General features: G+C 63.4%; 19 protein-coding genes. 13 read left to right on the plus strand and 6 right to left on the minus strand.

The genetic code is table 11. The annotated features are described in order from the left end of the window. Positions 1-6: 6 nt before the first annotated feature. Positions 7-843 carry an SDR family NAD(P)-dependent oxidoreductase gene (locus AC5RWO_RS06625; RefSeq protein WP_498730336.1) on the minus strand — a complete coding sequence of 279 codons (837 nt, stop codon included), beginning with the start codon at positions 841-843 and terminating at the stop codon, positions 7-9. Between the two features lie 262 nt (positions 844-1,105). On the opposite strand from AC5RWO_RS06625, the gene AC5RWO_RS06630 reads away from it, so the two are divergent. Beyond that, positions 1,106-2,131, plus strand: coding sequence for an AraC-like ligand-binding domain-containing protein (locus AC5RWO_RS06630; RefSeq protein WP_498730338.1), 1,026 nt, complete (start codon positions 1,106-1,108; stop codon positions 2,129-2,131). A 16-nt stretch (positions 2,132-2,147) separates the two neighbouring features. Here AC5RWO_RS06630 and AC5RWO_RS06635 read toward each other — a convergent pair whose 3' ends face one another. Next, positions 2,148-3,035 (minus strand): 2-hydroxyacid dehydrogenase, encoded by an 888-nt coding sequence (locus AC5RWO_RS06635; protein WP_498730339.1) that lies wholly within the window; start codon positions 3,033-3,035, stop codon positions 2,148-2,150. A gap of 249 nt (positions 3,036-3,284) precedes the next feature. Here AC5RWO_RS06635 and AC5RWO_RS06640 point away from each other — a divergent pair, with 249 nt between their 5' ends. The 10 genes from AC5RWO_RS06640 (at position 3,285) to AC5RWO_RS06685 (ending at position 13,481) form a co-directional block, all read left to right on the plus strand. Then, positions 3,285-4,238, plus strand: a complete 954-nt coding sequence (locus tag AC5RWO_RS06640; protein ID WP_498730341.1) for a VOC family protein — start codon at positions 3,285-3,287, stop codon at positions 4,236-4,238. Between the two features lie 44 nt (positions 4,239-4,282). Beyond that, positions 4,283-5,473: an acyl-CoA dehydrogenase family protein gene (locus AC5RWO_RS06645; protein ID WP_498730343.1), complete on the plus strand. Its 1,191-nt coding sequence runs from the start codon at positions 4,283-4,285 to the stop codon at positions 5,471-5,473. 68 nt (positions 5,474-5,541) lie between these two features. Next, on the plus strand, positions 5,542-6,114 hold the full coding sequence (locus AC5RWO_RS06650) for a flavin reductase family protein (RefSeq protein WP_498730345.1): 573 nt from the start codon (positions 5,542-5,544) through the stop codon (positions 6,112-6,114). Then, a complete protein-coding gene (locus tag AC5RWO_RS06655) occupies positions 6,111-6,767 on the plus strand; it encodes an alpha/beta hydrolase (RefSeq protein ID WP_498730346.1) in 657 nt (218 codons plus the stop codon). The genes AC5RWO_RS06650 and AC5RWO_RS06655 overlap by 4 nt, the downstream gene beginning before the upstream one ends. A gap of 1 nt (position 6,768) precedes the next feature. After that, positions 6,769-7,776 carry an alpha/beta fold hydrolase gene (locus AC5RWO_RS06660; protein WP_498730348.1) on the plus strand — a complete coding sequence of 336 codons (1,008 nt, stop codon included), beginning with the start codon at positions 6,769-6,771 and terminating at the stop codon, positions 7,774-7,776. Positions 7,777-7,958: 182 nt separating this feature from the next. Further along, the gene (locus AC5RWO_RS06665) at positions 7,959-8,843 is read left to right on the plus strand and encodes a helix-turn-helix domain-containing protein (protein ID WP_498730349.1); all 885 of its coding nucleotides are present in this window, start codon (positions 7,959-7,961) and stop codon (positions 8,841-8,843) included. A 57-nt stretch (positions 8,844-8,900) separates the two neighbouring features. Further along, complete coding sequence (locus AC5RWO_RS06670) at positions 8,901-9,518, plus strand: dihydrofolate reductase family protein (RefSeq protein ID WP_498730351.1); 618 nt, start codon at positions 8,901-8,903, stop codon at positions 9,516-9,518. Between the two features lie 138 nt (positions 9,519-9,656). Further along, the gene (locus tag AC5RWO_RS06675; protein ID WP_498730353.1) at positions 9,657-11,453 is read left to right on the plus strand and encodes an FAD-dependent oxidoreductase; all 1,797 of its coding nucleotides are present in this window, start codon (positions 9,657-9,659) and stop codon (positions 11,451-11,453) included. A 2-nt stretch (positions 11,454-11,455) separates the two neighbouring features. Beyond that, entirely contained in the window at positions 11,456-12,520 is a 1,065-nt protein-coding gene (locus tag AC5RWO_RS06680) for a maleylacetate reductase (protein WP_498730355.1), read from the plus strand. 31 nt (positions 12,521-12,551) lie between these two features. Further along, the gene (locus tag AC5RWO_RS06685) at positions 12,552-13,481 is read left to right on the plus strand and encodes a dioxygenase family protein (protein WP_498730356.1); all 930 of its coding nucleotides are present in this window, start codon (positions 12,552-12,554) and stop codon (positions 13,479-13,481) included. Between the two features lie 109 nt (positions 13,482-13,590). Here the strand turns inward: AC5RWO_RS06685 and AC5RWO_RS06690 are convergent, their stop codons facing one another. Beyond that, positions 13,591-13,938 carry a type II toxin-antitoxin system PemK/MazF family toxin gene (locus AC5RWO_RS06690; protein WP_498730357.1) on the minus strand — a complete coding sequence of 116 codons (348 nt, stop codon included), beginning with the start codon at positions 13,936-13,938 and terminating at the stop codon, positions 13,591-13,593. A 355-nt stretch (positions 13,939-14,293) separates the two neighbouring features. Here AC5RWO_RS06690 and AC5RWO_RS06695 point away from each other — a divergent pair, with 355 nt between their 5' ends. Continuing rightward, entirely contained in the window at positions 14,294-15,403 is a 1,110-nt protein-coding gene (locus AC5RWO_RS06695) for a CapA family protein (RefSeq protein ID WP_498730358.1), read from the plus strand. An 80-nt stretch (positions 15,404-15,483) separates the two neighbouring features. On the opposite strand, the gene AC5RWO_RS06700 is transcribed toward AC5RWO_RS06695, so the two are convergent. The 3 genes from AC5RWO_RS06700 to AC5RWO_RS06710 form a co-directional block, all read right to left on the minus strand. Further along, on the minus strand, positions 15,484-17,877 hold the full coding sequence (locus AC5RWO_RS06700; protein WP_498730359.1) for an Ig-like domain-containing protein: 2,394 nt from the start codon (positions 17,875-17,877) through the stop codon (positions 15,484-15,486). A 215-nt stretch (positions 17,878-18,092) separates the two neighbouring features. Further along, positions 18,093-18,494: a DUF1304 domain-containing protein gene (locus AC5RWO_RS06705; RefSeq protein ID WP_498730361.1), complete on the minus strand. Its 402-nt coding sequence runs from the start codon at positions 18,492-18,494 to the stop codon at positions 18,093-18,095. Further along, complete coding sequence (locus AC5RWO_RS06710; protein WP_498730362.1) at positions 18,491-18,955, minus strand: cupin domain-containing protein; 465 nt, start codon at positions 18,953-18,955, stop codon at positions 18,491-18,493. The genes AC5RWO_RS06705 and AC5RWO_RS06710 overlap by 4 nt, the downstream gene beginning before the upstream one ends. Positions 18,956-19,041: 86 nt before the next feature. Between AC5RWO_RS06710 and AC5RWO_RS06715 the strand changes: the two genes are divergently transcribed. After that, a complete protein-coding gene (locus tag AC5RWO_RS06715) occupies positions 19,042-20,145 on the plus strand; it encodes a LuxR C-terminal-related transcriptional regulator (RefSeq protein WP_498730363.1) in 1,104 nt (367 codons plus the stop codon). The last annotated feature ends 8 nt before the right edge of the window (positions 20,146-20,153 follow it).

A 20,153-nucleotide genomic window follows, 5' to 3' on the forward strand; every position in this document is an offset into this window, starting at 1 on the left:
TGGCGTTCAGTGCGCATGCGACAATGCGAGGGCGCCGCCGTCAATGACATAAGCGCCGCCTGTCATGAAGCTCGAGGCGTTGGAGGCCAGCAAAAGCGCCAGTCCTTTCAATTCCTCCGGATGGGCCATCCTGCCCAGGGGGATCGTCTCCGCCCACATGGTGTTGAGTTCCGGAGCGTCCAGGGCTCCTTCGCCGGCAATATTCGTCCGGAACGGACCTGGTGCAATCGCATTGATCCGGATGCCCCGCGGAGCCAGTTCCAGCGCGGCCTGGCGCACAATGTTGAGCACGGCGGCCTTGGTGGCGACGTAGGCATAGCCGACCATCGGATCTGCGCGGAATCCAGCTGTGGATGCGGTGACGATGATCCGCCCGCCGTCGGCAATTGCTCCCGATGCGGCACTGAGCGTGTTGAAGACGCCGTTGAGATTGACGTCAACCACCGCGTTCCAGTCCTCCTGCCGTGTGCCTGCCAGCGTGCCCTCGCCCTCCGGGAAACCTGGTCCACGGGAAATTCCGGCGTTGGCGAAGACGATGTTTAGTCCGCCGAAGTGGTCCTTGATGTCTCCAATGGCGGAGGCAATCGAGGTGGAATCGGAGACGTCGGCGGTCAGGTTGAGGGTCTTCCCACCGTTGGCCTCGATACCGGCCGCGACCGTGGCAAGTCGCTCTTGGTCTACGTCGATCAGCCCCACTTGGGCTCCGGCCAGAGCAAGAATTTCGGCTATGGCCTTGCCCAGTCCGCTACCGGCTCCTGTGATGACGGCCGTCTCGCCGGTCAGATCGAAAAGTTCCTGGATGCTTTGCGGCGTTGTGGCCGCATCTGTTCGGGCAGTAGACATCGTCGTCCGCACGTCCTTATGTCGGTAATCGGATTCACCTGAGGGCCGCAGTGGAGCCAGCCGTTGGATGGCCCTGCTGGCCTTTCCCCAGAGCGTATTAGTGATCCAGGTCACCGGCATCCAAAGACCGTGCACCCTACTGTCGAATCCGTGCACTGCTGCAGACATGCACCGAAGCAACAAAACTTGACGCCGTGACACGCACCACAACCCGGGCGGTAGACTGCATCCACTTACTAGCTGCGCAGCGCGGCAGGCAGGAATGGAGATTTCGACCAGGCAATCCGAGGAGGGTGTTTTGGCCATGGCTCATGCAAACTCAGCGGGCTCAGCACAACAAAGAACATCGACAGATCAACCGGTACCGTCCACAAGCTGGCGTGACACTGTTGCACGCTCGCTGCTGAGCTTTGATTTCGATTTCGATGAACCGCAGTCCTTCAAGGGGTCTGTACGGAGCAGGCCGTTTGCGGACCTCGAATTTATCAACATGACATGTGACCGGCACGCCGCCTATCGTGATGCTTCGAAAATTGAACAGGGTCAGCGTCCTGAGTACCTGATGACGTTACAACTCTCAGGCGAATTCCGGCTGACGCAAGATGACCGAACGGCAGTTCTCGGGCCGGGGCAATTCACTTTTTACGATTCAACAAAGCCGGCCTCGCTGGCCAGCAGTGACGGCTATCGAGCACTATGCATCAAGTTCCCGCAGAAACTCATTAGCACCTCAAGCGACGCTCTGAACGAAATGACGGCCACGCGGATCGACGCTGGCTCTGGCTTGGCCCCATCCGTGTGGGCGCTCCTCAGCACGCTGAACGAGACGCTGGATTCCATGACTAATGTCAATCGTTACTCGACTGTCAGTGGTGTCATGAATCTCGTAGGATCTATGCTGCTGAGCCAAACTGCGCTGCACGTCCCAGCACGCCAGCCGGAGACCCGCGAATCCCTGATGCATCGCATTCACGAGTATGTTGATGAGCATCTGGGGAACCCAGATCTTGGTCCGCAGCAAATTGCGGGCGCGCACTTCATCTCGTTGCGGTATCTGCACAGCCTCTTCCAAGACAGTGGGATCAGCGTTTCCGCATGGATCCGGGAACGTCGCGTGGAGCGTTGCCGCCGCGACCTGGCCGACCCCATGCTCATCAACGTGCCCGCCGCTGCGATCGCCAAGCGTTGGGGGTTCAAAGGCGCATCACACTTCGGGCAAATCTTCAAGGCCTCTACCGGACTAACACCCGCAGATTTCCGGAGGGCAGCTCTGGAAGATGCTTCCTAGTGCATCCGTCGGATTACTAGAGCACCCGGTTCAATGGAGGCTGGCCCACAGCTACGCGTGCTATTTGTCGTTTCAACAGCTTCGTAATCCGCGGCAACATGGCACCAGTATGCCCGCCGACATGCGGAGTGATCAGCGTATTTGGGGTCCTCCACAAAGGATGTTCCGCTGGCAGCGGTTCCGGGTCTGTCACATCGAGTGCCGCCATCAATCTGCCCGCATTCAGCTCGGCGACCAGCTGGTCCGTCCGGACCACCGGACCTCTCGACACATTGACCAATAATGCGCCATCCGCCATCGATGCCAAAAATGCGGCGTCCACAAGGCTCTTGGTTTCCGCCGTCAGCGGTACAGCCAGAACAACGACGTCGGCTTCAGGCAGCAGGGCCGGAAGATCCACGATTGATTGCACGACCCCGAAACCATCCGTCCGCCCTGTGCGCGCCGCCCTGGTGATGCTGACCTCAAAGGGTTCAAGTCTTCGGACAATTTCCCGCCCCACTCCACCGGCGCCGATAACGAGCACACGCTTATCAGCTAGTCCCGGATGCCATTTATGGCGCCATTCACCCGTACGCTGCCCGTCAACGGCATCCGGAATGCCTCGCAAGCTGGCCAATATCATTGTCAATGCGAGTTCACCTGTGGCCGTCTCATGCACGCCGGCTGCATTGCAGAAAGCAACCCCTGCCGGCAGGTAGTCGGTCACGCCGTCGTATCCCATTGTCTGGCTCTGCACCAACGAAACAGCGGATCCGGACAGCCTCTTTAGCTCATTGGCCGGAACCATATACGGCAGGACCAGCATGTCCGTTTCCCCTGACACTTCATGCCAGTGGGCCGATCCTATATCCGCGACCACGTAGCGGATTCCATCCGGCGCCTGACCTTGACCTTCGGCCAATTCCTTGGTTGGAAAGGCGACTGTATATATGGGACTTGGCGACATGAATGTCCTCGCTTCGGGTAGCAGTATCTGGGCCAACCATCCAAGAATGGCTTGTCGCCGGAGACCGAGCACACTTTCCTGTCAACGCTGCACGCATTCGATATCGGCGGGCACTCTCTCGTGATTCCAGTGGCGCTAATCACATCTACGGTAAAACCATCCCCTAAAAAACATGCGGGTTGAACACGTCAAAGGAGACACATCATGACTTACATCGAAGGTTCACACCATGTGACCCTGTCCGTCGGCACAGCGCAGGAAGACGTAGACTTCCACGTCAAAACGCTCGGAATGCGTTTCATCAAGCGCACCGTGCTCTTCGACGGTTCGAAGCCGATTTACCACCTGTACTACTCCAATGCCAATGGCGACCCGTCCTCTGTCGTCACCACGTTCCCGTGGGCTCAGGCCGGGCTGTACGGCAAGCGCGGTACAAACCAAGCCCGCGAGGTCCTGCTATCGGTCCCGTCGACGTCACTCGACTTCTGGCACCAGCGCCTCAACCAGCACAAGGTCGAGGTCCAGAACATAGAGGCCTTCGACCAGCGCCGTCTGGCTTTCCGGCATCCGTCCGGCATCGAGTACGTCTTCGTCGGCACCGACGGGGACGAACGCGAAGGCTTCGCTGGAAACGGTGTGCCGCAGGAGCACGCCATCCATGGCATTCACGGCGTCGGCATCCACGTCACCACTCCCGAACGAATGGTTGACTTCGCCAATGACACGTTCTTTTCGCAGGACCAGATCAGTGAAGAAGGCGACCGTGCGGTCTTCCAGGTCGGTAACGCCAAGTATGGGAACCACGTGGAGCTGACTGCCAACATCTCCGACGATCAAGGCACCTGGCACTACGGCTCCGGCACGTATCACCACTTCGCTTGGAACCTGGACACCCTGAAAAACCAGGACGAGGTTAAGTTCGAAATCGAAGGCGCCGGCTACACCGACATCTCCGAGCTCAAGGACCGCAAGTACTTCAAGTCCGTCTACGTGCGCACCCCAGGCGGCGCCCTGTTCGAGCTCGCCGTTACGCACGAAGACGGTGGCTGGACCTGTGACGAATCCCCGCAGGAACTGGGCAGCAGGTTCCAGCTGCCCGAGCAGTTCGAAAACCAGCGCACACAAATTTTCGAACAGCTCGAGCACATCGACGTCTAACAGCCAACGCGGCACGGCCCAGCAGGACCAAAGGAGCTATTTCCATGAGTGAACAAACGATTACGGATTCCCGACTTCACGTCAGCAATGAGTTCGACGCGCTGATGGAGCGTCTGGATGCCATCACCCCACTGCTCAAGGCCAACGCGGAGGCCAACGAGGTAGGCGGCCGGCTCACCCCCGAGGTGGAGGCCGCACTGAAGGAATCCGGCGTCTATAAAGTCGGCATTCCACGCAACCTGGGTGGTTACGAGTTCTCCCCGCGGCAGGTAATACAATCAATCGAAAAGATCTCGTACGCCGATGCGTCCGCGGGCTGGGTGTTCATGGCATTGCAGATGATCACCGGCACCACTGCGGCGTGGCTTGGTGAAGAAGCCAGGCAGGACCTCTTCCCCGGTGGTGACGACTACGCATTGATCGCAGGTCAGGGCACGCGTCTGGGAACGGCAACAAAGGCCGACGGCGGTTACCGGCTCTCGGGATCCTGGTCCTTTGCCTCCGGCATGCACCAGGCAACCCACATCCACACGGCCGCTTTCTGCGAAGAGACCGGTCAAGCGCTGGTCTTCACTCTGCCCAAGGAACAGGCCACCTTGATTGACAACTGGGATGTCATGGGGCTGCGGGCGACTGGCAGCATCGACTATGTGATCGAGGATCTCTTTGTGCCGGAAAGTTACACCTACGAGGTTTCCATCATGGACGCCCTCAACGGCGGCGCTATCTACCACCTCGGTTTGGCCAACATGTCCGGTATCTGCCACACGGGCTGGGCACTCGGTGTAGCTCGACGTTTGCTGGACGAAATGAGGGAACTCGCTCAGAAGAAATCAGGCGCTCCCGGGGCATCGGTGGACACGGACCAGTTCCATGCCGCTTATGCCCAGGCCGAAGCTAAGCTGCGTTCCGCCCGCGCTCTGGTCATGGAGACCTGGGCAGACAACGAGGCGACACTGGACAAGGGCGAGCTGCTCTCTGTCGAGCAGGAAACGCTGACCCGTCTGGCCTTGAATAACACCACGTGGTCAGCTCACGAGGTGACCCAGACGGTGTACAAGTGGGCTGCCACCGCGGCTTTGCGTTCCGGAGACGTGCAGCGCTTCTTCAGGGACATGCATGCCGGTACCCAGCACGTCACCTCCGGGCCAGTCGTCCTGCAGAACTGCGGACGCCAGCTGGCCGGTCTGGCGCCGAACGCGCAGTGGGTCTTCCTCGATCTGAAAGACCAGTAGCCCGTTCCTCCCCATTTGGCGTGCCGGTCGCTTTACGGCCGGCACGCCCCAAGATTCCAGGAGCCACTATGACCCGCCCTTCAACCCAAGCCAGCCCGGCGCGCATGGCCGAGGGACACTTTGACCAGATGCTGACGGCAGACGATTTCAAAGCGGCCTTCCGCAATCATCCTGCCGGCGTCTCGGTCGTTACTGCCGACCCCGGCGACGGACCGGTAGGACTGACCGCAACCTCGGTGTTCTCCGTCTCGGCCAACCCTCCGCTGCTGGTTTTCTCGTTATCCGGCCATTCGTCTTCTGCCCCCGCGCTCCGGCGTGCCGAGACCGTCGTCGTCCATCTCCTGGGCGCGGACCAGATCGACCTGGCCAAAACGTTCTCCACCAGCGGCATAGACCGCTTCGCGGACACCAGCATCTGGACCCGCCTGGTCACAGGCGAACCCGTCCTCCCCACCGCCAACGCCTGGCTCCGCGGCAAGATTGTGAATCAGATGGAAGCCGGCGACTCCACAGTCGTCGCCGTGCAGGTTCTGCAGGTGAACATCCCTGACGTTGATTCCCGTCCCGCTGAACAGTCCCACCCGCTGGTCTACCACAACCGGACCTGGCATCAACTCGGCGACCACTCTGCGCTGGCATGATGCAGCCCAACCCCCATCTGGAGCAGGACCCTGTACTCCACGGGGCTCCGCTGACCGACGCAGGCCTGGTTGTCTATGCCGTGCATGGACGATCCCAGTCACCCACATTCATGCAGGAACTGGCGGACCGCGTCGGCCTTTCGGGTTTGGCTTATCTGATGCCGGCAGCGAACGACTCCACCTGGTATCCGGCCGGGTTCATGGAGCCCCTGAACAAGAACCAGCCGCATCTGGACCACGCGCTCGAGGCCGTCGGGCAGCATCGGGGCTGGCTGGCCGAGCGCGGCATCGGTCCGGAAAAAACGGTGCTGCTGGGCTTCTCGCAAGGTGCCTGCCTGTTGTCGGAATACTTGCTGCGAAACCAGAACCGGTACGCCGGCGTTGTGCTGCACACCGGCGGGTACATCGGCCCGGATGAACACGAATGGCCCGAAGAAGGCCGCCTGGATGGCGTCCCGGTCCTGATGGCATCGGCTGCCGAAGACATCTGGGTGCCCCTTCCGCGGATCGAAGCGACCGCCGTCGCCCTCTCCAAGGCGGGCGCCGCCGTCGAACTCAATACGTATGACGAAACCGAGCACCACATCAATGACGATTCAGTAGCCCGCATCCGCAAGCTGCTGCACGACCTGCTGTCCTCCAAGGAGTCCTGATATGACTGCAATCGCCCCGCACCTCTCCGACGCACCCCTGGTCACCTCGCGCCGAGGCCAATTCTGGATTCCCGGTGAACGGCTGACGACGGCGGGAGGCACCGTTCAGCGCGGCCCGATGTTCGTAGCGTGGGAAGCCCCGGAAAACGTCACGCAGGCCTACCCGCTGGTGTTGGTCCACGGCGGTGGTGGCCAGGGCACAGACTGGACCGGCACGCCGGATGGCCGGCCGGGCTGGGCCCAGCGCTTCGTCGAAGCCGGCTTCGCCGTCTATGTGGTGGACCGGCCCGGCCACGGCCGCTCTCCCTACCATCCGGATGTGGTGGGACCGATGGGCGGCGCCTTTCCGTACGAAGCAGCCCAAGGTCTCTTCCTGCCCGAGGAAGCCGCCGACGCCCAAACTGCTTGGAGCTATGACCGCGAGGTCGGTTCTGCGCATCTCGACCAACTGATCGCTTCGATGGGCCCGCTCCCTGCGGACCTGGCCGACTCGCAAGCCATGGATGCTGATCGGTTGGCCAGGCTCCTGGACCGCATCGGTCCAGCAGTCATCGTCACGCACTCGGCAGGCGGGCCCGCCGGTTGGCTCGTTGCCGACGCCCGGCCTGAGCTTGTAAAGGGCATTGCCGCCGTCGAACCGGTGGGGCCAGCCTTTACGGAGATTCCGGGCATGGGCACGCTGTCCTGGGGATTGACCTCCGCACCGCTGAATTACGGACCGTCCATCAGCACGCCGGAAGAAGCACAGGCTGCCGACCCCGATTCCCTGCGGCTGCCCGCGCTCGAAGGCAAGCCGGTTGCCGTCATCAGCGGCAGCGCCTCCCCCTTCACTGGCTTCACCCCGGACGTGGTCAGTTTCCTGAACACGGCAGGGGCAGCCGCCGCATGGCTGAACCTGAAGGAGTACGGCATCGACGGCAACGGTCACGGCCTCATTTTCGAGTCCAACTCGGACGAAACCATCAAGCCCGTGATCGCTTGGATTGAGTCACATTGGCCCGAAGCCTGATCAACGCATCGTCTGCCGGATCTCCGCTAGCAAAAATGCCGCCGCCACACGTACGCTTGGCTGGTATGAGACAGCTCACAGGCACCCGTTCGGCGACGGTTGCTGCGAGGAATTCAGCCGCCACGCGATCTGCCCCTGGGGTGGTCCGGTTTTCGACTGCCGGCTTGCCCGAGCCGCGCCGCGTGGAACTGTGGGAAAACCATAATGCCCGCTCGCTCATCGGCCTCGGTTGCCGCACGCTCAGCGAGGCGGCGCTCGAAGCAACCGAGCTCAACCTTCAGCTTCCGCGCATCCAGTTCGCGCATGTGGTCGGGAATCCACACGTAGTAGAGCGCACCCAAAGTTATATCTCCACGAACCCGGCGGACGCCGTCGTTGTTTATTTCAATCTCGACGGCGAGGCCTTCTTCTATCACCGGGACGGCTGCGAGATGCTGCGCCCGGGCCAGGCCGTCCTCTACGACGCGGACCAGCCGTTCATGCGCGGGTTTTCGCATGGGCTGCGTGAACTCGCGCTCAAGATTCCGCGGCCGGTCTACAAAGAGATTTCCGGGCGAAGCAGTTTGGGTCGCCCGCAGATTTTCGACTTCCGCAGCTCGGTGGCTGCTGGCCAACATGCGAACGCGCTGGCCGGATTGATGAAGAGCGCGCTGGCAAATCCGGAGCCGGACGGCGCCGGTCTGGAAGCGTCGGCTCTGGACCTGTTCCGCGTCCTGGTCAACGGCGACGACGGCGGGGGCATCGGCCATTTCGGCGCCGCCAGATCCTTCATCCTGCAGCGGCTGCGCGACCCACAGCTGTCGGCGCCGTTGGTGGCCGCCGCCATCGGGATCAGCGACCGGCAGCTCTCAAGGGTCTTCGCGCAAGAGGGTATCAGCGTGGTGCGATTCATCCGGGAAGAACGGCTGCAGCTGGCCCGCCGCCTGCTAGCAGATCCGGGCAACCCCCGGCAACCGTTGGCTCGGCTTGCCGCGGAACTCGGCTTTTCCTCGCAGGCGCACTTTTCCCGGGCCTACAAGGAACTCTTTGGTGTCAGTCCGCTGCAGGCCCGCAAAACCGCACACTGACCGACGTCGCATGACCGACGCCTGAACCAGCAGGCCACCAACCGAAAGTAGGCAGCCATGAAACTGACCCTGACCGAGTTTCTTTCCTTGGACGGCGTATCCCAGGGTCCGGGATCACCCGACGAGGACACCAGCGGCGGCTTCACCCAGGGTGGCTGGTTCGTTCCGCATATGGACGAGACGTTCATGCAGCAAGCTGCCGATTGGTTGGCAGAGGCTGACGGCCTACTGCTGGGACGGCGCACGTATGAGGAGTTCGCCCAGGCCTGGCCGAATATGACCGATCCCGATGATCCGTTCGCGGAAAAGATGAACAGCATGCCAAAATACGTCGCGTCCAACAGCCTCACCAACGCAGAGTGGAATCCGAGCACCATCCTGTCCGGGGACATTCCTGCAAAGGTCGCGGACCTCAAGCAACAGCCCGGTGGGGAACTGCAGATCCATGGCAGCGCCAGGCTTGGCCAATCGCTGCTCGCCGCCGGCTTGGTCGACGAGTTGAGGCTCGTCATCGCCCCGGTAGTAGTCGGCAGCGGGCGACGCTTGTTCCCCGACGGCGGCGCTCCCGCCGGCCTGAAGCTCACCAGCCATAAGGTGACGCCTGCCGGATTGGCGATCCACACCTACCAAACCACCGGGCTTCCGGAATACGGGACCTATGAGGGCGGCGCGTAGAGCCTCTTTTTTGCATATTTCCGCCGTTGTTTTGCTGCTTTCCGCCGTGATCCGGATTTCCACGCACAAGCACAGTGTGGCCTGCAACACTCGTAGCAGTTGCCCGGAAAGTCCGGCTATCGAAAGTGGAGTAATGCCATGGTGATTTTCAATGACGGGGTCGCTGAAACCGAGACCCCGGATTCCAACGTCGTCGAGACGGATGTGCTGATTGTCGGCTCCGGCCCCGCCGGTTCCTCGGCCGCCCTGTTCCTGTCCTCACTCGGTGTTCCCAACATCATGATCACCAAGTACCGCTGGACGGCCAACACGCCGCGGGCGCACATCACCAACCAGCGGACCATGGAGATCTTCCGCGACCTGGGAATCGAGGAACAGGTCCTGGCCGACGCCACCCCACACCACATGATCGGCGACACCGTCTTCTGCACCTCCATCGCAGGCGAGGAGATCGGCCGCATCCTCACGTGGGGCAACCACCCGGCGCGGCATGCGGACTACGAGCTGGCTTCGCCGTCGTTGAACTGCGATATCCCGCAGACCTATCTGGAGCCGATCCTGGTCAAGAACGCAACGATGCGCGGCACCCAGACCCAGTTCTCCACCGAGTACCTCTCGCACACGCAGGATAACGACGGCGTCAACGTCCGCGTGCTCAACCGGCTCACGGGCAGTGAGTACACCATCCGCGCCAAATACCTGATCGGCGCGGACGGAGCGCGCTCGAAGGTGGCGGCGGATATCGCACTGCCGTACGAGGGCCAGATGGACATCGCCGGTTCCATGAACATCACTTTCAAGGCGGACATCGCCGAGCTCGTGGGCCACCGCCCGTCGGTGCTCTACTGGGTGGTGCAGCCCGGTTCCAACATCGGCGGCATCGGCGCCGGCCTGGTCCGGATGGTGCGGCCATGGAACGAGTGGCTGATCGTCTGGGGCTTCGACATCAACGAGGGAACCCCGGAGGTCAGCGAAGAGGACGCCCGGCAGGTGGTCCGCAACCTGATCGGGGTGCCGGATCTCGACGTCGAAATCACCGGCATCTCGCTCTGGGGCAACAACGAGCAGTACGCCACGCACTTGCAGAAGGGCCGCGTCTTCTGCGCTGGCGACGCCGTGCACAAGCATCCGCCGAGCAACGGCCTGGGCTCCAACACCTCCATCCAGGACTCCTACAACCTGGCTTGGAAGCTGGCCGCCGTGCTCAGCGGGCAGGCTGGCGAGGAACTGCTGGAGACCTACTCGGAAGAACGCGCCCCGGTTGCCAAGCAGATTGTCACCCGCGCCAACCAGTCCGGCCGCGAGTTCGTGAAGCTGTTCGAGGCCCTCGGCATCGACAAGGCCGAGACCCCCGAGGAAATGCTCGCGCTGATCGAATCCCGCAAGGACAGCACGCCCGAGGGCGCAGCCAAGCGCCGGGCCGTCCAGGAAGCCATGGAGATCAAGAACTACGAGTTCAACGCGCACGGCGTGGAGCTCGGCCAGCACTACGTCTCCTCGGCTGTGGTCGGTGACGGCAGCACCAAGCCGGCGCCGCAGCGGGATCCGGAACTCTACTATGAGCCGTCCACCCATCCCGGCGTCCGGCTGCCTCACGCCTGGGTCGGCGACAATGCCCGCAAATACTCCACGCACGATCTGGCACCCTACGGCCAGTTCACCCTCTTTACAGGCATCACCGGCGAGGACTGGGCAACCGCAGCCCAGAAGGTCAGCGACCAGCTCGGCGTGACGGTGAGGACCGTAGTCATCGGCCCCGGCCAGGACATTACAGACCTGTACTTCGACTGGGCGAAACTGCGCGGCGTAGAAGAAGATGGTGCCGTACTGGTCCGCCCGGACAAGCACATCGGCTGGCGCACCGACCGCCTGCCCACCGACCCGGAAGCCGCGCTTCTGGACACCGTTTCCGCCATCCTGAACCGAGGAGCCTGAGCATGAGCCTGAATTTTGAACATGTCACATTGGGACAGCGGGTGCTGTTCGGCTCCGGCAAGGCAGCCGAGAACCTGGCCGCCGAGGTCGCACGCCTCGGTGCCCGGAAGGTCATGGTGATCGCCTCCGAGTTCGAGGCCCCGATCGCGAAGAACGTCACCGCGGACATCGACGTGGCCTTGGATTACGACGACGTCGCCCCGCATGTGCCGATCGAGAAGGCCGAAAAAGCCCGCGCCGCAGCCACGGAGCACGGGATCGACCTGCTGGTCTGCGTCGGCGGCGGGTCCACCACCGGCCTGGCCAAAGCCATCGCCCTCACCTCGGGCCTGCCGATCGTCGCCGTCCCGACCACGTACGCCGGTTCCGAAGCCACCAACGTCTGGGGCCTGACCGAAGCCGCCCGCAAGACCACCGGCATCGACGACCGCGTCCTCCCAGCAACGGTGATTTACGACGCCGAACTGACCCTCTCGCTGCCGGCGGACCTCTCCGTCGCCTCGGGTTTGAACGCCCTGGCGCACTGCGTGGACTCCATGTGGGGACCGCGGGCGGACCCGATCAACCAGGCTTTGGCCGCCGAAGGCATCCGCGCCCTCAACCAAGGCCTTCCCCTCGTCAAGCAGGACCCCTCCGGGCTGGAGGGACGCGAGCAGGCGCTCTACGGCGCGTACCTGGCCGCGGTCGCGTTCGCGTCGGCCGGTTCCGGGATGCACCACAAGATCTGCCACGTCCTCGGCGGGACCTGGAACATGCCCCACGCCCAGACCCACGCCACCGTGCTCCCGTACGTGCTCGCGTTCAACGCCCCCGACGCCCCCGACGCCGCCGCACGCATCGCCGCGGCCTTCGGCACCGGCAACGCCGTGGAAGGCCTCAACAAACTCCGTGCGACGTTGGATGCTCCAAAGGCGCTGAAGGACTACGGCTTCACCGAAGACAACATCGCCGAAGCCGTCGACATCATCCTGCCCATCATCCCCGCGTCCAACCCGCGCCAGCCCACCGAGCAGAACCTCACCGAACTGCTTCGCGCCGCCACCGCCGGCACCACCCCGGGCCTGTGACCGGGACGCATCCAGTTTTAGGAGAACCAGAATGACCGAAACCAACACCACTGCATCAGGAACCGGCGGCTTGAGCCCCGAACAGCAGGCCGTCGAGCAGCAGCTCGTGGACACCGTCATTGCGTCCTTCGACGGAGCGAAGGATGAGCGGCTGAAACGGCTGATGCAGGCCCTGACCAAGCACCTGCACAACTTCATCCGCGAAGTCCGCCTCACTGAGGACGAGTGGAACAAGGGCATCGAGTTCCTCACCGCCGCCGGCCACATCACCGACGACAAACGCCAGGAATTCATCCTGCTCTCCGACGTCCTCGGCGCCTCCATGCAGACCATCGCCGTCAACAACCAGGCCGTCAAACAAACCCTCGATGCAACCGAGGCCACCGTCTTCGGGCCCTTCTTCACTGAAGACGCCCCGGAGATCCCGATCGGCGGGGACATCGCCGGCGGCGCCGCCGGCCAGCCCTGCTGGGTCGAAGGCACCGTGAAAGACACCGACGGCAACCCCGTACCCAACGCCCGGATCGAGGTCTGGGAAGCCGACGACGACGGGTTCTACGACGTCCAGTACACCGACGGCCGCGTCGCTGGACGCGCACATCTCTACTCCGACGGGAGCGGCAACTACAGCTTCTGGGGCCTGACCCCGACGCCGTACCCGATTCCGCATGACGGGCCTGTCGGAAAAATGCTCGAAGCCGTCGGCCGCTCCCCCGTCCGCGCCTCGCACCTGCACTTCATGGTCACCGCCGAGAACCTGCGCACCCTCGTCACCCACATCTTCGTCGCGGGCGACCCGCAGATCGAAATCGGCGACTCCGTGTTCGGCGTCAAAGACTCCCTCATCAAGAAATTCGACCAGCAGCCCGCCGGCACCCCCACCCCCGACGGCCGTGACCTCGTCGGCCAGGCCTGGGCCCGCACCCGCTTCGACATCGTCCTCGCCCCTAAAGGCGCCTAAACGAGGACGGAACAATATTCAGTCCAGCCCGGTTGCTCGATGATCGGCCGGGCTGAACCGTTTGTGGACCAGACGACGGAGCTTTCTACAGGAAGCGCCTAAGAGCCAGTCAAATGTCGGCAGCCAGAACGCCGGAGATGCCGTCATCGACCCTTCGCATCAGATCAAGGGGGATGGTTCCAGCGAGCTCATAAAGATCTGACTTGTTAACGGTGGCGAGTTGCGTAACGTTAACCACGGAATCCTTCGGCAGGCCAGTAGCCTTAGCCGGCAGGAATACGTTGCCTGGCATATCCGCTATTGCCAGCTTGGATGTAACTACTGCGACGATGGTCGTTTTTATCTGCGAATTGTTATAGCTATCCGATTGGACCACAAGAACTGGTCTGCGCTTGGCAGGCCTGCTTCCCTCCGGTGGCCCGAGGTCAGCCCAGAGAATTTCGCCGCGGCTTACCATTCATCACCATCAGCCGACAACGTCGCGTGGCCAGCTTTGACAACAGCAGTCGTCGAATCGTTGTCGATCCCACATCTTTGGATCGCTGCGTCGATCCGACTAGTTAGCGAGGACCGTTCCAGTTCATCGGCATAGTGATCAACAGCGCGCGATATAAGTTCTGACCGACTCAAACCGAGCGACTTTGCCAGTGCTTCGGCCCGCTGAAAAGTCTTGTCGGGCATAGAAACCGCAGTCTTCATAAGTGAAGTATAACCCGGTATTACCACTAGGTGCGACTCCCATGGTAAAGCCGGAAAGCGGGATCGCTTAGCTATAAAGTGGATATTGACAGGCAGTGGGAATGGCGGTTCGAATGGCTTCCGAAACGACCAAATTGTTCCTCGCCGGAGACGTGATGACCGGCCGGGGCGTGGACCAGATCCTGCCCAGCCCGGGGTCGCCGAAACTGCGGGAGGGGTACATCCGCGATGCCCGGGATTACGTTGCACTGGCCGAAGCAGCCAACGGGTCGATTCCCCGCCCCGTAGAGCCTGACTGGCCGTGGGGCGACGCGTTGAAGATCATCGGCGAAGCGGCGCCGGACGCGCGGGTGATCAATCTGGAAACCAGCATCACCAACGACGGCGATTTCGCCCCGCGCAAGGGCATCCACTACCGCATGCGCCCGGACAACATCGCTTGCCTCACCATCGCAGGCATCGACATCTGCGTGCTGGCGAACAACCACGTACTGGACTTCGGTGTCGCCGGCCTAACTGACACAGTGGACACGCTGCATGGGGCGGGAATTCGCACCGCTGGTGCAGGGCGTGACGCCGAGGAAGCGTGGAACCCGGCGGTGCTGAGCATCGGTCACGGGAGAGTGCTTGTCTGGTCAGCCGGCCTGGAATCAAGCGGCATCTCCTCTGCCAATGCTGCCGGTGACCACCGCCCGGGCGTGGCGCTGCTGCCGGATCTGTCCGAGGACAGCGTCGGGCTGATCGTCGAACGCGTGCACGCGGCCAGGCGGGAGGGCGATCTCGCCGTCGCTTCCCTGCATTGGGGTTCGAACTGGGGCTACAACGTTCCCCGCGGCCAGATCCAGTTTGCCCACTGGCTGATAGATGGCGGCATCGACATAGTGCACGGCCACTCGTCGCACCATCCGCGTCCGATCGAGGTCTACCGCAGCCGGCCGATCCTGTACGGCTGCGGCGACCTGATCAACGACTACGAGGGCATCAGCGGTTACGAGCAGTTCCGTGACGACCTCCGCCTCCTGTACTTCGTCACCATGGACACACGCACCCGGGAACTGCGCGAACTGCGCCTTGTGCCCATGCGCTCCCGGCGCATGCGGCTGGAGCGGGCTACAAGGGATGACGCTGCCTGGCTGCACCGCGTGCTCAACGACGCCAGCAGTAGTTTTGGCACCACGATCGGTGCGGCCAGTCACGGCACTATGACCGTGGTGGCGCCTTAGGTCAGAATAACGACGGCGCCCTCACACAAGAACTGCCCGCGCATGCCTGGGAGCATACGCGGGCAGTCCTCATTGCCTGGTTAGAGCGTTCCGGTCGTGAAACTCCAGACCGTCGTGGCGGCCGGGTTACCCGCCAGGTCCCGGGCGGCGGAGGTGCCGCCTGTCAGCGTCACGGTGTACCGCGTGTTCGAGGCCAGGGTTGCCCCCGGGTTCAGGACCCACTGGTTGGTGGTGCCGTTACGGGTGACCGTTGCCGTCACGGCCGCGCCTGTCGTGGCATTTTTCAGCCTGAACGTCGTGGCGGTGACTCCCTGCATCGGCTCGCTGAAGGTGGCCGTGATGTTGTTGGCCCGTCGAACTCCCGTGGCGTTGACCGCCGGCGTCCTTGCGGTCATCGTCGGAGCGGCGCCGGTGATGAAGGACCAACTGGTGCTCGCCAGCGGGGTGCCAACGGTGTCCCGGATCGCCGTCGTTCCTCCGGACAGCGTCGCCGTGTACCTCGTGTCTGCAGCGAGGTTGGCCGACGGATTGAGGGTCGCGACCCGCGTAGTAGCGTTGTAGCTGACGGCGGCGGGAATGACTGTGCCAGCGGCATTCTTCAGCGTAAACGTCGTACCGCTAACGCCCGTGACCGCCTTGCTGAAGGTCGCGGTGATGTTGCCGGTGGACGAGACCGCTGTGCCACCGGATCCCGGCGTCCGCGCCGTGACCGTGGGAGCGGCCGCCGTGGTGAAGGTCCAGCTGGTGCTGGCCAGCGCGAGGTTCGCGGTGTCCCTGATGGCGGTGGTGCCGCCGGTCAGGCGCGCCGTGTAGACAGTGTTCGGAGCGAGGTTCGACGTCGGATTCAGGGTCGCCCTTCGTGTCGCCTGGTCATAGGTCACGGTGGCCGGGATGACGGTCCCAGCAGCGTTCCTCAGGGTGAAAGTGGTTCCGGAAACGCCCTGCATGAACTCGCTGAACGTTGCCGACACGTTGCTGCCTATGGCCACGTTAGTGGCCGATGCACCGGGGCCACGCGCCGTGACTGTGGGAGCTGCGGTGTCGGCCGGCCCAATGCGAACCGTCCGCGTAGCCGTGGTCCCCACGTTGCCGGCGGCGTCGGTGGCGCGGACGTTGAAGAGGTAAGTTCCGTTGACCTGCGCGTCGTACGTTTTCGGTGAGGTGCAGCTGGGGTCCCAGATGGCGTTGCTCGGCAGCAGCTGGCATTCGAATCGAGAACCTGCTTCATTCGCGGTGTAGCTCAGCGTCGGTGTGTTGTCCAGTGTAGGAGTAGATGGGAAGGGAGCCACGATCGAGGCAGCGGGTGCAGTGGTGTCCACCGTGAATGTCAGGGTCGGGGAAACCAGGTACTGCGGCACGGCAGGATCCGTCGGAGCACCGGTAACGGGGTCTACTGTGTAGGCGGGGTTGGCGATCCGGGCCTGAACCTTATGCACGCCCGCAGCCAGCGCCGTCGCCGGTCTCAGCGAGTAGGAGCCGTTGGTCATGGCAACGGAGGCGGCAGGAGTGCTCGCGCCGTCCAGCATCAGTTCCACGGTCCCTGTGGAAGCCGGTGCACCAGGGATGTTGCCGGCGAACGTGGGCGTGGTGGCATTGGTGATGTTGTCCGTGGAGGAACGGCCGCTGTCGCTCGCTGCGGTCAGGTCCGGCGTGCTGGGGGCGCCGTCGTCGCCGTTGAATACCAACCCCTGGACCGTGAACGTGTCGACGGTCAGCGTGTCCACGCCCGGGCCGCCGGCGTTTGGTCCGGTAACAACGACGGCGTTCGTGCCGGACGGGGCTCCGGTCACCGGCCTCGGAGTGTTGATATCCCCCAGCATTCCGGCCGCGGCACCGGTCTGGCGCAGGAACGAGGCGGTAGTGCCCACGGCGTAGTCGCCCAGGAACGCGGCACCGACTCCCGCCCAGTCACAGGGCACCAGCGCAGTGGGCGCGCAGACTCCCGAGTCGAGCGTGGTCTTGATGCGCCCGAGTGCAGCGTTCTTGGGGTCGGGCTCGGCCGTGAGTGTGGTGACGCCGTAGGGGTGGGTCACTGTGTAGGACGCGTCGGGGACAAGGTTCTCGATGATGAAGCGCAGCCGGCCGAAGCCCATCTGCTCGCCCTGCGTGACCGGGCCGTTGACGTGGGCGGCTTCCAGCGCGGCCTCGTAGAGCCGCAGGTTCCCGCCGCTGGCTTCCGCCGCAAACCAGAAGGCCTCCTCCGGGAAGTTGTCGGGGTACGACGCCGGCGCGGCTGGATTGGGCGGTTCGGCCAGACATCCTGCGTTAGCCATGTAACACAGCTGCAGTTTCACGCTGCCGTCCGAATACCACGTGGGAAAACCGGTCTGCTGATCGACCGGGCCAACCGCGGCAACGTCGGCACTGGCGGGCAATGCTGCGAGCGGGACCAGGGAAGCGGCCAGGGTCACCGCTGCTGCAAGCGAGGCGAAGGCGCGGCGCCTGATCGGTTTTCTGTCGGGAAGATTAGACATGATGACTCCTTCAGCTGCTGGAAGGAACGCCCCTTTGAGGCCAGGGTCCGTGGGACTCGGCAGCTTACAAGTCCTGCCTAAAGGTTTAGCCTCTGGTTCTTGCTAAAAGCTTGGGTCTGGTCCACGTCTCGGCCCGGCGCACACTGCGAAACATCTATCAGAAACTAGTCCGCCACGTCATAGTTTCCGAGCATGAGCTGAGGGAAATCTTGGGCTCACAGCACCGCGGCGATGAGGGCGACCAGAGGCGGGCCACCTTGGGCTACGGCACCACCGATCCCGGTTCCGCGCGGCCGGCCCATGGCCAGCCGGTCCGCGATGAGCAACACGATGCCGGACAGGAACATGAACAGGCAGATGTAGACGACCAGCGCCCGGCCGACGGCAACCTCACCCGCCGCCCATAGAACGACGCCGAGGATCAGACCGGCGGCCAGGAAGAGGTTGTAGAAGCCGACTCCGAACGCCCACAGCCGGATGGCGGGAACGTCAACGGCCGGCGTCGAAAAAATGCGCCCATGAACACCGGGGCGGTGAAACAGCAGCGCTTCCCAAACGAACACGAATATGTGCAGCACCGCCGCCAGCAACGCGAAGCCCCAAACCACCCCGGTCATGGCACGCGCTCCATTCCTTCCACGGTGACGTCGTGGCGCGCCAGCACCTCGCGGACCTTGGCCAGGTTTTCCTCCATCGGCCGGCCGTGCGGCAGACTGGCGTCCAGGTCCGCGTGGAACCTCCCCATGCCATCGGTCAGGCTCACGGTCAGGAACGTGACCGCGGGGCTGAGCACCGTAAACGTATGCAGGGCCGCCGGCGGGATGGCGATGGACTCCCCCGGCCCCAGATCGTACCCGTCGTCGTCGATCTGGACGATCATGCGGCCGCTGAGTACGTAGTACGCCTTCGCCCAACCGGTGCGGTGCGGCGGTGTGGCCGGGCCGCGCGGGGCATCGACCTCAAAGAGTTCGTAGTTCCCACCCGTGTGTGCGGCGTCGATCTTCACGGTCAGGACGGCGTCCGGCGAGACGAACTCCTTGCCCTCGCCGGCGGCCGTGTGCTGAATAAGATGTGCCATGACTCCACGCTAGAAACCCGCTGTGACAGCGTCGATCCCAGAATTATGGGGATCCGTGCAGTGCCGCCCGGTGGGATACTTTTCTTATGTGGGAGGAGCGGGCCTACCGCGTCCGCAGGAACATCGCGGCACTTGCCGCCACCGGGCTGGGCGTCAGCGAACTGCACGCCGAGGCCATCCGCCTCGTCTGCCGGGAGATCAGCACCGAGCTGACCTGCTGGGCCACCATCGACCCGGAAACGCTGGTCATCAGCACCATGGCCAGCGGCGAGGCGAGGATTCCGGCAGAGTATGAACCGCTGCTGGCGGAGGCCGAATATGCGACGGCGGAACCCCACCGGTTTGCCGAGCTGGCCGCCCGCAAGCAATCGGTTGCCGCACTGTCCGAGCTGCCGGAACACGAGCGCAGGCACAGCATCCGGCTCAACCAGGTGTGGCGGCCGCTCGGTTTGGACCGCGAGCTGCGCGTCCTTTTCCTGGCCGACGGCGCCTGCTGGGGCGCGGCAGGAATGGTCCGCGCCGGCCGCGACTTCACTGAACGGGAAATGGAGTTCCTCGTTGCCGTGGCTCCGGCCATCGCCTCGGCGACCCGGCTGGCGGTCCGCTCCGAACTGCACGGGACTCCGCCTGGAACCGGCCGGGCCATCGTCGTCACCGGGCCGCAGGGCGAACTGCGGTCGGCAACACCTGGTGCGTTGGAATGGCGGAACCGGCTGGATGAAATCTCGCCCGGCCGCTTCCTGACCATGATGAGCGTGATGGCCGCCGGCGCGCGCACCTCGCCGACCGGTGAGTTCCGGGCGAAGCTGCGCGATGCCCGCGGGCACTGGGCCATCCTCCACGCGTCCCCGCTGCTTGGCGCGGAGGACACCTCGACCGCCGTCGTTATTGAACCGGCCGCCGGCCAGGAGCTGATCGCCCTGCTGCTGGCTGCCTACGGGCTGACTCCACGCGAGCGGCACATCTGCGCCGAGGTCATTGCCGGACGTTCGACGGCGGAGATCGCGGACCGGCTCTTCATCTCCGCGCATACCGTGCAGGACCACTTGAAGTCCGTCTTCGCCAAGGTCGGCGTCCACAGCCGCGGCGAACTGGCGGCACGCCTGCGGCCCGATGCAATAGAGCACAACGCGATGGAGCGCAACGTGGTCAAGACCGGCGCCGACGCGGTGAAAACCATCGTGCACTAGGCGCGCAC

It is taken from the genome of Arthrobacter sp. B055-34 (assembly GCF_059090425.1).

Bases quoted from the DNA above. Each gene is read 5' to 3' on its own strand.
- AC5RWO_RS06625 (WP_498730336.1), bottom strand. From the start codon at position 843: ATGTCTACTGCCCGAACAGATGCGGCCACAACGCCGCAAAGCATCCAG.
- AC5RWO_RS06700 (WP_498730359.1), bottom strand. From the start codon at position 17,877: ATGTCTAATCTTCCCGACAGAAAACCGATCAGGCGCCGCGCCTTCGCC.
- AC5RWO_RS06715 (WP_498730363.1), top strand. From the start codon at position 19,042: ATGTGGGAGGAGCGGGCCTACCGCGTCCGCAGGAACATCGCGGCACTT.
- AC5RWO_RS06710 (WP_498730362.1), bottom strand. From the start codon at position 18,955: ATGGCACATCTTATTCAGCACACGGCCGCCGGCGAGGGCAAGGAGTTC.
- AC5RWO_RS06705 (WP_498730361.1), bottom strand. From the start codon at position 18,494: ATGACCGGGGTGGTTTGGGGCTTCGCGTTGCTGGCGGCGGTGCTGCAC.
- AC5RWO_RS06660 (WP_498730348.1), top strand. From the start codon at position 6,769: ATGACTGCAATCGCCCCGCACCTCTCCGACGCACCCCTGGTCACCTCG.
- AC5RWO_RS06640 (WP_498730341.1), top strand. From the start codon at position 3,285: ATGACTTACATCGAAGGTTCACACCATGTGACCCTGTCCGTCGGCACA.
- AC5RWO_RS06680 (WP_498730355.1), top strand. From the start codon at position 11,456: ATGAGCCTGAATTTTGAACATGTCACATTGGGACAGCGGGTGCTGTTC.
- AC5RWO_RS06670 (WP_498730351.1), top strand. From the start codon at position 8,901: ATGAAACTGACCCTGACCGAGTTTCTTTCCTTGGACGGCGTATCCCAG.
- AC5RWO_RS06655 (WP_498730346.1), top strand. From the start codon at position 6,111: ATGATGCAGCCCAACCCCCATCTGGAGCAGGACCCTGTACTCCACGGG.
- AC5RWO_RS06675 (WP_498730353.1), top strand. From the start codon at position 9,657: ATGGTGATTTTCAATGACGGGGTCGCTGAAACCGAGACCCCGGATTCC.
- AC5RWO_RS06685 (WP_498730356.1), top strand. From the start codon at position 12,552: ATGACCGAAACCAACACCACTGCATCAGGAACCGGCGGCTTGAGCCCC.
- AC5RWO_RS06645 (WP_498730343.1), top strand. From the start codon at position 4,283: ATGAGTGAACAAACGATTACGGATTCCCGACTTCACGTCAGCAATGAG.
- AC5RWO_RS06650 (WP_498730345.1), top strand. From the start codon at position 5,542: ATGACCCGCCCTTCAACCCAAGCCAGCCCGGCGCGCATGGCCGAGGGA.
- AC5RWO_RS06630 (WP_498730338.1), top strand. From the start codon at position 1,106: ATGGAGATTTCGACCAGGCAATCCGAGGAGGGTGTTTTGGCCATGGCT.
- AC5RWO_RS06690 (WP_498730357.1), bottom strand. From the start codon at position 13,938: ATGGTAAGCCGCGGCGAAATTCTCTGGGCTGACCTCGGGCCACCGGAG.
- AC5RWO_RS06695 (WP_498730358.1), top strand. From the start codon at position 14,294: ATGGCTTCCGAAACGACCAAATTGTTCCTCGCCGGAGACGTGATGACC.